This window comes from Pseudomonas sp. Wu6 (genome assembly GCF_019891515.1).
Lineage (GTDB): Bacteria > Pseudomonadota > Gammaproteobacteria > Pseudomonadales > Pseudomonadaceae > Aquipseudomonas > Aquipseudomonas orientalis_A.
The window spans coordinates 14,471-27,327 of record NZ_JAFLXH010000022.1 but is presented as its reverse complement, the minus strand read 5'-3'; the positions used below and the strand labels follow the sequence as shown (position 1 = coordinate 27,327).

Below are 12,857 nucleotides of genomic sequence, written 5' to 3'. Positions count from 1 at the left end.
CACCATGACCGATACACGCGATATCACCCTGGAAGTCGGCGACAAGGAATTCACCTTCGCTCTGACCCCGCAGGACGTGACCAAGTACTTCAACGCCGTGACCCAGACCAACAAGGTTTCGCCGGCCAACAACCTGCTGGTGACCACCGTTAAGCAGGAACAGCGCGCCACGCTCAAGGCCCAGTTGGGCAACCCGGTATTGGTCATGCAACTGGCCGGCGCGCTCCTCGAGGAGTACGGCCCGGACGTTGAAATCACCGTAAAAAAGCCCTCGACCACGCCGAACGACTGACCGAAAGCGGCCTTGGCCAACTGGTGGCCCTGGCCGGTCGCTGGCTACCTGGTGCCGAGCCCACCGCCGAGGTGATGGGGACGGCCAAGTGGCTGGAGGATGAACACTGGCGCCGGATGGAAATCGCCATTGCCAACGGCATCGCCTACGCACTCAACGGATAAACACTGATGGCTGACAAAAGCGCCCGCCTGGCCTTCATTTTGAGCCTGACCGATAAGGTCACCGCCCCGCTGGGCAAGGTCAAGATGGGCTTTTCTGATTTGGCTGAACAGAGCGAAAAGCACATCAAGACGATGGGGTTTGGTCTGGCGGGCATTACGGGCGCGTATGTCGGTATCACCCAATCCATGGAACCAGCCCTTGAGATGAATCGCGCCCTGGGCGAAGTTCGATCATTGAACGTGGCCGAGGATGCGTTGAATGCGTTGAACCGCAAGTCTTTGGAGTTTTCCGTGGCGTATGGCGAAAACGCCCGGGATTTTGTCGCCTCGGCGTATCACATTGAAGGCGCCATTAAGGGACTGGTGGGCAACCAGTTGGCGACTTTTACCAACGCCAGCGACGTGTTGGCCAAGGCCACCAAGTCCGACGCCGACACCATGGGCACGTACGTCGGCACGATGTACAACCTGTTCAAAGGCCAAGCTGACGCAATGGGGAAAGGGCAGTGGGTTGAAACCCTGGCTGGCCAAACCGCCACGGCGGTGCAGCTGTTTCGCACCAGCGGTGAGCAAATCGGCGAAGCCTTCAAAGCCGCCGGCGGCCTGGCCAGCACTGCAGGCGTGAGCCTGGCCGAGCAAATGGCGGTGCTGGGCACGTTGGGCAGCACCATGGATGGCGGGGAGGCCGGTGGGCTCTACAAATCTTTCTTTGAGAACGTCAGCGGCGCGTCGGAAAAGCTCGGCATGTCCTTTGTCGACCAGCAGGGCAAGTTGCTGCCGATGATGGATATCTTGGACAAGCTCAAAGGCAAGTTCGGGGATCTGTCGATTGAGGCCAACGGCAAGCAGCTGCGAGACGCCTTTGGTGGTGAAGCGGCACGTCTGATTACCACACTGATGGGCGACACCGGCCGCTTGAAAAACGGCATGGAGCAACTGGGCAATGTGCGTGGCCTGGAGAACGCCGAGCGTATGGCCAAAAACATGGTGGACCCGTGGCAGCAGTTCGGCGCCGCCGTGCAAGCTCTACGCATCGCTTTTGGCCAGTCATTGATTCCGATCCTGACACCTTTGATGGAACGCCTGGTGGGCATTGCAAGCACGCTGACTCGTTGGACCCAGTTGTTCCCCAACATTACCCGGCTGATAGGGATAGTCACGCTGTCGTTCCTGGCGATCACCGCCGCCATGTCGTTGCTGACCCTGACTGTGGGGCTGTCGAAAATGGCTTGGCTGGGAGCCACTGTGGTGTGGAATGCTCTCACCTGGTCGGGCTACCGCAGCATCGCAATGTTTCTGTACCACACCGTGATGGTGATCGGCTTTGTGGCTGGCCTGGTGCTGATGGTCGCATGGATGGGCCTGGTCAAAGGCGCGATGCTGCTGTGGCAGGGCGCGATCTGGCTGGTCAATACCGCGTTGTTGGCCAACCCGGTGGCCTGGATCGTGATTGGCATTGTTGCCCTGGTCGCGGCTGTTGCGGCGGCGATCATCTATTGGGACGAGTGGACGAGTGCGCTGCTTAACAGTGAGGCGTTCCAGTGGGTCAGTGGCCAACTGACCGCGCTGTCTGAGTGGTTCGATTCGATGGGCGGCTGGTCAGCCATGGCCAGCGCGGCCTGGGACGGCATCGTCAACATCTTCAAAAGCGCGATCAACGGCTTGATCGAGATGTTGAACAAGATCCCGGGTGTGCAGATCGATGCGGCGTTCGGCGACATGCCGGCCGCGCCTGACTTGCCCACCATCAGCGCGCCACAGGTTGAGGCACCGTTGCTGCCGCAATTGGTGAGCGCTCCCCAGCAACCCATCCAGGCGCCGCCCCTGGTCATGGCTGCTACTCCGAAAGCACCGCAGCCGGCCATGCCAGCCCTCAACGCTCTGCAGCCCCGTACCCAAGCGCCGGCCCTGGTGCTGGCACCTGTGCCGAAAACCCCGGCGCCGATCGCGCAGCCGCTGACCGCTCCCGAAGCCCCGCGTGCGGCGCCGGCCCTGGTGGCAGCGCCGGCATTAAAAACGCCGGCGCCGATCGGGCCGCAACTACACGTTGCGCAGCCAACGCAACCGCCGGCTCTGGTCACCGCGTCCAAGCCGACCGAGAAGGCCGAGCAAAGCCAGCAACGGATCAATAGCGCAGTCACCAGTCTGTCACCGAAACGGCCCGACGCAGTGCCCCGGGGCGGCTTGCTGGCGAGCATCCAGAACAACAACCAAACCCAAAACAAGGGCACCCACGTGGAGAACGTCAACATTCACACCGGCAAACCGATGAACCCGCTGGAGCTGGAAGGCATGTTGGCCATGGCGGTGGGCGGATGAGCGAATACATCGACCTGCTGATCGCCGACAACGACCTGGTACTGGACCCATCGCGTCAGCCGCTGCTGATCGAGGACCGGGCCAGCATCGCCCAGGACATCGCGCACATGATCCGCGAGAGCGGCTTGCTGGTCACTCTGGTGGCCGAGCGCAGCAAGCTGCGTCAGCGCGACTGCATCCAGCAACTGGAACTGCTGGTGGAGGCCGACGAGCGCCTGGTACCGGGCACGGCACTGATTAAACAAGTGGAGTCTGGCCAATACCTGGTCACGGCGAAAACGCTGAAATTTGGCGACATCGAGGTGACCCTGTGAGCGACGTAGATTTTAAGCAGGCTCTGGCAGACGGCGGCATCCCAGTCACCGAGGAAGGCTTGCGCCAGGCGTGGGAAAAGGAAGTCGCGGCCCAGGGCAGCAAGATGAGCAACACCAGCGCCTATTCGCCGTTCTGGCGGGTAATCACTGCGCTGGTGACCAAGCCGGTGCTGTGGCTGATCAACTTCGTCAGCGGCACGATCCTGCCGAATTTCTTTGTCAAAACCGCACGCGACAAATGGCTGGATATGTTGGCCTGGGCGGTCAACGTCGAGCGTAAAGGTGCGACCAAGGCCAAAGGCGTGCTGCTGTTCACCCGCGATGTGCCGGGTGGCGCGCTGGAATTGTCCGCCGGCGTGAGGGTGCAGTCTGCGGCGATCAACGGGCATATCTACCAGTTGATCACTACCCAGGCCGTGACCTTTGCGGACGGCGTGCTGCAGCTGGAGGTCCCGGTAGAAGCCGAGGACGTGGGCAGCGGCTACAACCTGGCCCCGGGTTACTACGCCATCCTGCCGGTGCCCATTGCAGGCATCGTCCAGGTGGTGAACGCGGACGGTTGGCTGATTGCACCAGGTGCAGATCCTGAGCCGGACGATCAGCTGCGTTTGCGCGTACGCAACCAGTTCTCGGCGGTCAACCAGTGGCACACCGACTCTGTGTATCGCGCCATGATTTCCGCCTTCCCGGGCGTGCGGCCGGACGGCGTGTATTTCTTGCACGGTGCGCCGCGTGGGCCAGGCAGTGCCAATGCCTACGTGCTGTTTGATGCAGACGTGCCGGCAGCGACTTACCTGGAGCAAATCAACGCGCATATCCGCGACCAGGGCAACCATGGCCACGGCGATGATCTGCTGGTTATGGTGATGCCGGAAACCCAGCACGCGCTGAGCCTGACCCTGTGGCCACGGCCGCTGCTGACTGTTGAGCAGCGCGCCAAGCTGCAGGCTGAGGTTGAACAGTTCATTCGTGCGGCCTTTCGCGAGAGCGGCACCGGTGACTATCAGCCAACGCTGACCTATCCACAGTCGCGGTTTTCATTCAGCCGCCTGGGCGAAGAGCTTCACCAGCAGTTCCCTGGCATTGAGTCGCTGCATTTTGACAATGCCGACATCGTGTCAGAGCTGAGCATTCCCAGGATCCAAACCCTGCAGGTGGTGCCCGCATGATCAAGCTCAATTTGCCGTTCTGGCTTGATGGCCCGCAGTTGGCCAAATTGAAAGCCGCTGCCCAGTCCTGGTGGGAAAAGGTCGAAGGCTGGCTGCAATGGCCGCTGCTGCAGATGGATGCAGACACCTGCCACCTGACTGTCCTGGACCTGCTGGCCTGGCAGCGCGATATCAGTCGCTTCAAGGATGAGCCGGAAAGCCTGTACCGCCTGCGCGTCAAATTCGCCTTCATCAACGCGGTCGACGCCGGTAGCACGGCAGGGCTCAAACGCATCCTGCAGCGCCTGGGCGTGGGCTATGTCGAGATTGACGAGCGTATGCCCGATCGGGACTGGGACGTGGTGATGCTGCGTCTTTCCGACTCCCAACTGTCGCAGAACCCGGAGCTGCTGCGCGTGCTGATTCAACAGTACGGCCGCACCTGTCGGCGCTATGACTTCGTGACCCTCACCCCCGTATCGCTGCGCCTTGTCGCGGCTGACTTTAACGACGATCAGCAAACGCTGATCGCCAGCCTGTAGGAGCCTCTCGTGGGAGCCAGTATTACCCTTGCAGGCGAAAGCCTGATTGCCCAGAAACTCGGCGCTCAACAGCGCCTTGAGGTTGTGCGCTTTGTGTTTGCCAACGTACCCGGCCTGAACCCGAACAGCCCAGTCAATCGCGCCGCGCCGAAGCCGCCGGCGGCGCAGATCGTCCACACCTATACGATCCCGCCGAAAAATATCGGGTTTGTGAACCCCAATCAGGTGGTTTACAGCTCGATGCTGGGCAGCGATATCGGGGACTTTGACTGGAACTGGATCGGCCTGGAAACCGCCGAGAACGTCCTGTTGGCCGTGGCCTATGTCCCGCTGCAGCAGAAGCGTAAGAATATTCCGCCGCAGCAGATCGGCAACAACGTCACTCGCAACATTCTGGTGGTGTTCGACGGCGCCCAGTCGCTGACTGGCATCACGATCGATGCCAGCACCTGGCAACATGACTTTACCGTGCGCCTCAAAGGGATTGATGAGCGCGAGCGTCTTAGCAACCGCGACATGTTTGGTCGAGCGTGCTTCTTCCGCAACGGCTGGCAGGTACAGAAGGTCGGGACCTGGTATCAACTGAATCCAGGATTGGCCTACATTGAAGGTATTCGTCTGGAGCTGACCAGCGCCTATCAGATCGCTCCGGCCAGCGCTCCGGCGCCCGTGTGGCTGCACGTTTCTTTACGCGGGGAAATGAACGATGTAGTGGCAAGTTGGAAGGTAGTTTTTGATCCTAACCAGGTCGACTACGTGGATGCCGCTGGAACCCGTAATTACTGCATTCAGTTGGGCCATATCGCAGGCTCAGGGCTGGTAACCGATCAACGCAAGGTTGCCGAAATTGAAGGGCCGCTGGTTGACCACTTCGCCGCCCAGGTCGGTCATTACCCCCAACTGCGTTCGGGCAATGCAGACAAGCTGAGCAATCCGCGCAAGATTAATGGCGTGGCATTTGACGGTTCGGCGGACGTGACGGTAGAGGACAACTCCAAGTTGCCCCTCACCGGTGGCACGATGGCTGGGGGCATCCGCGCTGACTTCCCTGCGATGGGTGGCGGCTTTGTGGATTGGTGGAAAAGAACCCCAGCCTTGCAGATTGATTGCCCAGTTAATCAGTACGCTTATTCCATCTGGAAAGGCACGAACTGGGATGAGCGCGATCTGGCGGCGATGGACGTCTATTCCGGAGGCTCTAAAGATTCCGTCCCCTCGGTGGTGCTGCATGTCCATCCGAAGATTAATGCCTTCACGTTCGAGGGTAGCGGTGATCTGGCGATCCTCGGCCGCTACAAAGGCAGCGGGGCCCTGTTGCAGGGTTTGAATGCCAGCGAGATGGCGACCGGGATAGTCCCCAAGGCCCGCCTGGCGGGGACCTACGACGTCAATGTTACGGGTAACGCCAAGACGGCGAGCAGCCTTGAATCCGCTCGGCGTATCAACAATATCCCGTTCGACGGTTCCAAAGATATTCAGATTACCGATGACGGAAAGCTGCCATTAACTGGCGGGACACTGAGCGGCTCGCTCTATGCGGACTTTCCCGCAATGGCTGGTTACTTTGTGGATTGGAAAGACCGTAGCGCGGCCTTGCAGATCTCTTGCCCGACGAACACAGCTGCCTATCAAGTATGGCGAGGCACTTGCTGGGGAGATCGTCACCTGGCTGCTATGGAGGTGTATGCCGGCGGTTCCTCTACATCCCAACCCACTGTAGTGATGCACGTAGGAGGGGCCGTTGGCGCGTTTACCTTCGATGGTTCTGGCTCCCTCACCATCAAGGGATCTTACATCGGTGACGGTGGATCGCTGGGCGGTTTAAACGCCGGCGCGCTTGCCCTGGGCACTGTTCCCGCTGCGCGCCTATCAGGCACCTACAGTATTGCTGTTACGGGTAATGCGGGCAGCGCTTCAAAGCTTGCGACATCGCGACTGATCAATGGCGTGGAGTTTGATGGTACCCAAAACATTACGATCGGGGATGCGACCAAACTGCCGCTGGCAGGCGGCACGCTGACGGGTACCGCAAGGTTTGACTTTCCGCAACTGGGCGGTGGGTTTGTCGACTGGCGCAGCAGGTGGCCAGCGGTGCAGGTGGATTGTTCCATCAATAGCTACGCGTACATGGTTTGGCGCGCTACCAAGTGGAATGAGCGGCATTTGGCCTCAATGGAAGCCTATGCCGGCGGCGGAGCCAGCACACCCGCGCAGGTGGTGACCCATGTTGGTTCAACCAACAACGCGATGACTCTAACTGAGGGCGGCAACCTGTCCGTGGCCGGTGCCTACTTTGGTAGCGCGGCGGGGCTTACGAACTTGCCTCAGGCGACACCCGACGTGCCTGGCGCGGTATTGAAGAACACTGCATCGCTGGGACCAAGCGGCTGGTGGAAATGCGCGCAAACCGGCCTCATTAAACAGTGGGGCTTCACACTGGGCGCCTCAGACACTGTGACCCACCGCAGTTTTCCTATCGCGTTCCCAAATCGTTGCGCGTCATTGGTCGCATCCAGGACAAGCGTCTTTTATTCCGATACTAGCACCGGCACCAACACTCTGATCGTCAGCAACTCTCAGTTCTCGGTGATATCCGGTCCTTTCAACTCGCCCGATGAAATCTACTGGGAGGCCACTGGCTACTAATCATGAGTATCTATTTTCACGCCGCAACAGCTGGTTTCTACGACACCCGCGCCCATGGGGAGCGCACCGCCCTTATCGCTGATCCGAAGTGGAAACAACCCATGATCAGCGTGCCGGACCCTGACTGGATGGCACCCGAGGGCTCAACGGATACAGCTCCGATGATCAAAGTTAAAGACCCCAAGGCCAAACCACCTTTGATAGAAGTCCCGAATGCTGGCTGTAACCTGCCGCCAGCTGCGCAATTACTGGAGATCACCCAGGCTGAATACCAGGCTCTATTTGCCGCCCAAGCGCAGGGTAAAGTCATTCAAGCCGTCAAAGGCCGACCGGTTGCCCTGGACCCGCCGCCGCTGACGTGGGAGCAGGTAAAAGCAGGGGTTGTGACCAGCGTACAACTGTTCCTGGATCAAACTGCCAAAGCGGCGGGATATACCGACCTCAAGGACGCGATCAGTTACGCGGATGAACCGGCAGTGCCGAAGTTTCAAGCTGACGGCTTGGCGTTTCGTACCTGGCGCTCGTTGTGCTGGGCCTACTGCTACGATCAGTTGACGGCGATCGAGCAGGACAAGCGCAAGACACCGACCAGCGCCGAACTGGTGGCCGAACTGCCTGCCCTGGTGCTGCCAAATGCCTGACATGAACTGGTCGCCGGTGACAATGCGCTGGCCTGAACAAGCTACCGAGTGGATGGGCCAGCTGTCAGCGGCCCAGGGCCTGGCCGGTGGAGAGCTGGCCAGTACGGCCAAGCGTCTGGCGGATCTGAGCGACAAGACCAGCACCAACCCGGGGCCGGTGGGTAGTGCTGCCCAAGGCGCGATCGCTGCAGGCCGTGCGGCTCTAACAGAGCAAATGGGCGAGGCCCCTGCGTGCCTGGTGGTGACGCCTTTTCAAAGCGGTATTGGCCAGGGACGCGGTTACCAGCGTTTTCTGTCAGCACCGAACTTGCTGCAGCAACTGGCCGGCAAACTGGTGGACGTGAGCGACACCGGCCGGCCGAGCGGTCCCCAGTTCGCCCTGTGCCTGATGTTTCTGGCCACACGCTTTGATCAGTTGGCCAACAGCCTGGCGCGCTTCAATGCGCTGTTGCCGATGCCCGACCTGGTGCGAACCGAACGCCGCGCACGGCACCTATCCAAGCTTGAAACGGAAAAGTGGGAGATCCCCGCCGCCGGCACCTTGCCGCGCTGGCAGGCGCTGCCGCTGGAGCGTTGCACCGTGGTTAAGGCCGCGCAGCAATCCATGGCTGGCCAGCTCGCCGTTCTGGAGAGCTACGCCGCCGACAGTTCACCCATGTCCGACCTTGCCGCGCTGGCCACTCGCAAGGCTGCTCAACAGCTGGGCCGGGATCAACAACTGGCCGACCTGAAAACCTTGCTCGCCGGCGGTAACGCCGACAGCAGCATGCGCGCGCGTCTTATAGGACCAGGCAACGCCACCGAGCTGCGCCAGGCGCTGTTAGCCGGCGATGCCCCAGGACACGAATGGGTATTGTGCGCCGGTGCGCTGCTGGTGGGATCTGAGAAGGGCTTGAGCTTCGTACGTGAGTTGGTGGGCCTATGACGCTGCTACTCGACGGACAAGAGGTGCGCGGCAAAAACCTCAAAGTCACCGGCAATCTGCGCATCGAGAGCGACGACCTGTCAGGCCAGACCAGCAACACCGACAAGGGGCACAAGGGCTTTAAACCCAAAACCCTGACGGTCAGCCTGATGATTCCTTTCGTTGACCAGGTGCAACTGCGCGACCTGATGCGCCTGGTGGAAGCGACCGAAGGCGGTGGCCAGCTCAAGACCTACCGCATCGTCAACGACACCGCCGCCGCGTTTGGTATGCGCCAAGTCACGTTCACCGAAGGCGTGAGCGCCCGAGAAGACGACAACCTGCGCGCCTGGTTGATCCAGTTCACCCTGACTGAAAAGCTGTCGAACCCGGAGAAAGTCGAAGGGCGGCGATCGGGCAACGCGGTCACCGCTCAGTCCGGCCCGGGCGGGGCAGTGGGTGGCACCGGCGGTACCGGTGGCGATTCCAGCAGCGGGCCGGAGGAACTGACCGGCTTTGAAGCCACGCTGAAAAAGGTCGACGGCTGGTTGGGCGGGGCAAGCACATGAAGCTGCACAAGGAATTGGCCATTAATGGCGTGCCCTATGTCCTAGTCAAAAACGAAGTCCGGCTGGACGCGAAAAGCCCCGGACGGGCGACGTTTACCGTTCAAGCCAAAGCGCCGGTCAAGGGGCTGGTAACGCTCGATATCGGCTACAACGGGAACACGCTGCAGCGACACTTCATTGGCTACGTCGAGCGCTCCACCACCGCCAGCAGCGGCCAGCAGGTGCTGTTCTGCCGTGAGCTGGCCGCGATCCTGGCCAACCCGCTACCGCTGAACATTCGCCACGTCGATCTGCGCGCCGTCCTGGTCGAGATCAGCCAGCACACCGGGTTACGCTTTCGCGTGCCGGACAAGCCGTATGCCGGGGTTAAGGCGCCGTTCTTTTACAGCCTGGCCGCCGGCTACCAAGCCATGGACAGCCTGGCCCGGGTTTTCAATATCCCTGACTTCATCTGGCAACAGCAGGGTGACGGAGAGGTGTTCGTGGGCAGTTGGGCCGACAGCTTCTTTGGCGTTCGCCCGCCGCTGCAGCTGCCGGTGGAACTGTTCGACGACTACCAGGGCAATCAAAGCGCGATGATTGCAACCCTTCCCGGGTTGCGACCAGGTGCAACAATCAACCACGGCGAGCGCATCACCAGTGTGGCGCTCATCGACAACCAGATGGCCATCCGATGGACGACGCAATCCGCCGCAGCGTAGAACGACAATTCCCCGAACTCACCGGTGGTTACCACCTGCCACGTTTTGCCCGGGTGGTCGCCGTGGCCGACGCCCCGGCCGGCGCCGGGATCTGTGACGACTTCCGGCCGCGCTATGCGGTCGACATCGAGGTCATGGGGCCGGACGGCGAGCCAGATCCCAAGCTGCCGATTCTGGCCGGCGTGCCGTTGCCGCTGCCGACCGGTGGCGAGGAAATGGGCATCTATGCCTTCCCCGAGGAAGGCACCCAAGTCGTGGTGTGCTTTGCCTACGGCCTGCCTCACAAGCCCTATATCCAAACGATCCTGCCCCACGGCCTGAGCATGCCCAGCGTGCCGAAAGGTGACCAGGTGTGGCAGCACAGCGAGGCCTGTCAACAGCGTGTCGACGCGAACGGCAACTGGTTGCGCCAGACTGACGGCAAGATCCGGGACAAGGCGATCGAGCGGGAAGTCGAGGCTATGGGCAACACGGAAACGTTCCAGAACCACACCAGGACGGTGGATGACCATTCCACCGAGTCAGTGGGTGGAATCAAGACGATCGAGGCGCTGGGCGCGCTCAAGCTATTGTCGGGTGGATCTGCAAGCCTGGCGGCGGTGAATGATTTGCACCAGGCGACCGGGCGTGACTTGAACCTGGTGGTGGGACAGAAGCACAACGCAACGGTGGGCGGCGACATGCAGGAACGGATAGAGGGATTGCGGAAGAGTGTGGCGGCTGTCAGTCAGCGAATGGTTGCACCCCAGACCTGGTTGGGTTCCGACGGCGTGAACGTGCTGCAGGTGCTGTGTGATCTACTTGAACTCGTTCAGCAAATGAACGCGCAACTGGCAGGCCACACACATGGTCCGACACCGGTACCTAGTAATTCCGCCATGTTTACTGGCTATGCCACCGAAGTGTTGCAATTGAAAGGTCTTTTAAAACCAATCACTTTGTAAGTAGTAGGCTGTTAATAGGTGGAGAGTGGGATTAGGTGGAATGTAATACTGATTTCCGAAATGAATGTAAGCCGTTCGTCTGAAAGTTCTGCTGAGTGATGCCCTATTTGTTGTCAACCAACTGTTGAATAGCTTTGCTTCGTTTTTGATCAACGCCCTTTAGAAACCTCGGCAGTTAGCGAGGAAGGACCGATAAGGACAGATCGCGTCTGGCGCTGAAACGGCAAGGCCCGCATGGGAGCGGGCCTTTTGTCACTCTCTAAGGGGCACTCGCGCTAGTTTTCTCAGGAGAAATTTGTGATAACGTCTTCACCTAAGCGCTGGTGGAACAGTTTCGTGGTACAGCTTTGAACGTGAGAACTCAAAGCCTATGGCCCACGGCAGGCACCGTCAAGCTCATTCACTACGAAAACAATCGTTACTTAGGTCGTTAGTTATGTAGTTAATTAGGATCATTGATCCTATATTTAACGCCGTTAATAACGATGATGGTTGAGTGAGTGAGGTTGGAGTTGGTCCGTATGATCAACTGCGTGACGCTCCACGCCGATGTGGTGTGGCTCATAGTTCTCGGAGTTACGACAATGAAAAACTTCATTGCACGCTATCTTCCTGAAGAGGTGATACGAATTTTGCAGACGGCCTACTGGGCTTACCGCTGGTTCAAGATCCTTCAACAGGTGTAAGGCTGTACAGAACAGAGACTTCGGTCTCTGTTCTTTTATCCGCCTTGCTCACCCAAGCCTGCACCACCAGGACTGCGCATAGGCGCATCCATCAATGTATTCAATACCGGTCAGCACAAACCCCGAGGGAGCCATCCCCGACAGCGTCGCGTCCAATAACTGGGGCAGAGGGCTGGGCTCAAGCGGCATCCCTTTGTGCAGTATGGCTATATTAGAGCTGCGTCCTAACTCGCAGGAGATCCCCGCATTAACGCGGACGTCTCCCGCTATGGCCGGGTAACGTCGTCTTTCTTGAGGGGTCAGCGGCACTCCCTTGCATCGCATCGGTGTTACCAACATATGCATAGGCACCTCGCTCAAACGTTGCCTGATTCTTCAAGGCGCGTTTCCACCGCATAAGCCAACGCACTGTCGGCTAGCTCAAGCAGGTCGCACAGTTCGTCTCGCTCGATCAATTGCGCTCTGTGCAGTTCGTGTGCCTGCAGCAAGAGGGTCTTGTGGTGGGCGCCTGGATGTTTGAGGAGTGCTGACTGATCCCACAGAAATAGCATCCATGTATCAACGGTCCATGCTTTCGATAGATTGGCAGCGCTCATTGGTATACCGGAAAAATACTGTATATGTAAACAGTATATGGCGCCGTTCGATCATGAGGCTGTGGATCCGACGAAGTGCAGGTGAAGGCGTATGAATTTACGCGGTGAAGAAAAAAACAGAGGAAAAAAGCACTTATCCCCCTCCCGCCGACGGGGTATCCGTTCTTTTTTTGTGCAAAGCCGGACGTAATGCAAACGAACCTGTAGCGCAGGCGGGCCGGGGAGCTCTGCGGGCGGTTGGTGATTTCAAAGAGTGAAAAAATTTGAACAGAAATGCAGCGGTATTGCAAAGCGCTGACTCGGACGGGCACGAACGAGTATCAACCGGACCCCGATTTCATTGGGCGAAAAATTGAAAACGCTTGGATTCGGAGGTTTTTCAAAACGCGAT

Annotated in this window: 15 protein-coding genes and 1 pseudogene; 14 read left to right on the top strand and 2 right to left on the bottom strand. The window is 59.4% G+C overall.

The window, feature by feature from the left end; genetic code table 11:
* The first annotated feature begins 4 nt into the window (after window positions 1-4).
* From J1G34_RS16325 to J1G34_RS16265, 14 genes and pseudogenes are all read left to right on the top strand, one after another.
* Window positions 5-292, top strand: coding sequence for a putative phage tail assembly chaperone (locus J1G34_RS16325; RefSeq protein WP_032895740.1), 288 nt, complete (start codon window positions 5-7; stop codon window positions 290-292).
* 20 nt (window positions 293-312) lie between these two features.
* On the top strand, window positions 313-456 hold the full coding sequence (locus J1G34_RS16320; RefSeq protein WP_370881244.1) for a DUF6890 family protein: 144 nt from the start codon (window positions 313-315) through the stop codon (window positions 454-456).
* A 6-nt stretch (window positions 457-462) separates the two neighbouring features.
* Window positions 463-2,775, top strand: coding sequence for a phage tail tape measure protein (locus tag J1G34_RS16315; RefSeq protein ID WP_222994344.1), 2,313 nt, complete (start codon window positions 463-465; stop codon window positions 2,773-2,775).
* Complete coding sequence (locus tag J1G34_RS16310; RefSeq protein WP_122561079.1) at window positions 2,772-3,089, top strand: DUF2590 family protein; 318 nt, start codon at window positions 2,772-2,774, stop codon at window positions 3,087-3,089. Before J1G34_RS16315 ends, J1G34_RS16310 begins: the two co-directional genes overlap by 4 nt.
* Window positions 3,086-4,258: a baseplate J/gp47 family protein gene (locus J1G34_RS16305; RefSeq protein WP_222994343.1), complete on the top strand. Its 1,173-nt coding sequence runs from the start codon at window positions 3,086-3,088 to the stop codon at window positions 4,256-4,258. Before J1G34_RS16310 ends, J1G34_RS16305 begins: the two co-directional genes overlap by 4 nt.
* Entirely contained in the window at window positions 4,255-4,779 is a 525-nt protein-coding gene (locus tag J1G34_RS16300; protein ID WP_032895744.1) for a phage tail protein, read from the top strand. Before J1G34_RS16305 ends, J1G34_RS16300 begins: the two co-directional genes overlap by 4 nt.
* A 9-nt stretch (window positions 4,780-4,788) precedes the next feature.
* Window positions 4,789-5,790 (top strand): annotated as a pseudogene (locus J1G34_RS27675) (phage tail protein); the annotation flags it as partial.
* A 9-nt stretch (window positions 5,791-5,799) separates the two neighbouring features.
* Window positions 5,800-7,425, top strand: a complete 1,626-nt coding sequence (locus J1G34_RS27670) for a gp53-like domain-containing protein (protein ID WP_459077114.1) — start codon at window positions 5,800-5,802, stop codon at window positions 7,423-7,425.
* A 2-nt stretch (window positions 7,426-7,427) separates the two neighbouring features.
* Window positions 7,428-8,066: a tunnelling fold family protein gene (locus J1G34_RS16290; protein ID WP_222994341.1), complete on the top strand. Its 639-nt coding sequence runs from the start codon at window positions 7,428-7,430 to the stop codon at window positions 8,064-8,066.
* A gap of 1 nt (window position 8,067) precedes the next feature.
* Complete coding sequence (locus tag J1G34_RS16285; RefSeq protein WP_222994373.1) at window positions 8,068-8,991, top strand: hypothetical protein; 924 nt, start codon at window positions 8,068-8,070, stop codon at window positions 8,989-8,991.
* Window positions 8,988-9,539 carry a baseplate complex protein gene (locus tag J1G34_RS16280; RefSeq protein ID WP_222994340.1) on the top strand — a complete coding sequence of 184 codons (552 nt, stop codon included), beginning with the start codon at window positions 8,988-8,990 and terminating at the stop codon, window positions 9,537-9,539. Before J1G34_RS16285 ends, J1G34_RS16280 begins: the two co-directional genes overlap by 4 nt.
* Window positions 9,536-10,240, top strand: a complete 705-nt coding sequence (locus J1G34_RS16275; protein WP_222994339.1) for a hypothetical protein — start codon at window positions 9,536-9,538, stop codon at window positions 10,238-10,240. The genes J1G34_RS16280 and J1G34_RS16275 overlap by 4 nt, the downstream gene beginning before the upstream one ends.
* A complete protein-coding gene (locus J1G34_RS16270; RefSeq protein ID WP_222994338.1) occupies window positions 10,213-11,184 on the top strand; it encodes a hypothetical protein in 972 nt (323 codons plus the stop codon). The genes J1G34_RS16275 and J1G34_RS16270 overlap by 28 nt, the downstream gene beginning before the upstream one ends.
* A 521-nt stretch (window positions 11,185-11,705) precedes the next feature.
* On the top strand, window positions 11,706-11,870 hold the full coding sequence (locus J1G34_RS16265) for a hypothetical protein (RefSeq protein ID WP_222994337.1): 165 nt from the start codon (window positions 11,706-11,708) through the stop codon (window positions 11,868-11,870).
* Between the two features lie 48 nt (window positions 11,871-11,918).
* On the opposite strand, the gene J1G34_RS27235 is transcribed toward J1G34_RS16265, so the two are convergent.
* Together J1G34_RS27235 and J1G34_RS16260 are read right to left on the bottom strand one after the other, a co-directional pair.
* The gene (locus tag J1G34_RS27235) at window positions 11,919-12,215 is read right to left on the bottom strand and encodes a hypothetical protein (RefSeq protein WP_262411825.1); all 297 of its coding nucleotides are present in this window, start codon (window positions 12,213-12,215) and stop codon (window positions 11,919-11,921) included.
* A gap of 11 nt (window positions 12,216-12,226) precedes the next feature.
* Entirely contained in the window at window positions 12,227-12,466 is a 240-nt protein-coding gene (locus J1G34_RS16260; RefSeq protein ID WP_262411824.1) for a hypothetical protein, read from the bottom strand.
* Window positions 12,467-12,857: the final 391 nt, after the last annotated feature.

Coding starts and splice junctions, on each gene's coding strand:
- J1G34_RS16325 (WP_032895740.1), top strand. CDS start 5: ATGACCGATACACGCGATATCACCCTGGAAGTCGGCGACAAGGAATTC.
- J1G34_RS16315 (WP_222994344.1), top strand. CDS start 463: ATGGCTGACAAAAGCGCCCGCCTGGCCTTCATTTTGAGCCTGACCGAT.
- J1G34_RS16310 (WP_122561079.1), top strand. CDS start 2,772: ATGAGCGAATACATCGACCTGCTGATCGCCGACAACGACCTGGTACTG.
- J1G34_RS16300 (WP_032895744.1), top strand. CDS start 4,255: ATGATCAAGCTCAATTTGCCGTTCTGGCTTGATGGCCCGCAGTTGGCC.
- J1G34_RS27670 (WP_459077114.1), top strand. CDS start 5,800: ATGGCTGGGGGCATCCGCGCTGACTTCCCTGCGATGGGTGGCGGCTTT.
- J1G34_RS16290 (WP_222994341.1), top strand. CDS start 7,428: ATGAGTATCTATTTTCACGCCGCAACAGCTGGTTTCTACGACACCCGC.
- J1G34_RS16285 (WP_222994373.1), top strand. CDS start 8,068: ATGAACTGGTCGCCGGTGACAATGCGCTGGCCTGAACAAGCTACCGAG.
- J1G34_RS16280 (WP_222994340.1), top strand. CDS start 8,988: ATGACGCTGCTACTCGACGGACAAGAGGTGCGCGGCAAAAACCTCAAA.
- J1G34_RS16275 (WP_222994339.1), top strand. CDS start 9,536: ATGAAGCTGCACAAGGAATTGGCCATTAATGGCGTGCCCTATGTCCTA.
- J1G34_RS16270 (WP_222994338.1), top strand. CDS start 10,213: ATGGACGACGCAATCCGCCGCAGCGTAGAACGACAATTCCCCGAACTC.
- J1G34_RS16265 (WP_222994337.1), top strand. CDS start 11,706: ATGATCAACTGCGTGACGCTCCACGCCGATGTGGTGTGGCTCATAGTT.
- J1G34_RS27235 (WP_262411825.1), bottom strand. CDS start 12,215: ATGCATATGTTGGTAACACCGATGCGATGCAAGGGAGTGCCGCTGACC.
- J1G34_RS16260 (WP_262411824.1), bottom strand. CDS start 12,466: ATGAGCGCTGCCAATCTATCGAAAGCATGGACCGTTGATACATGGATG.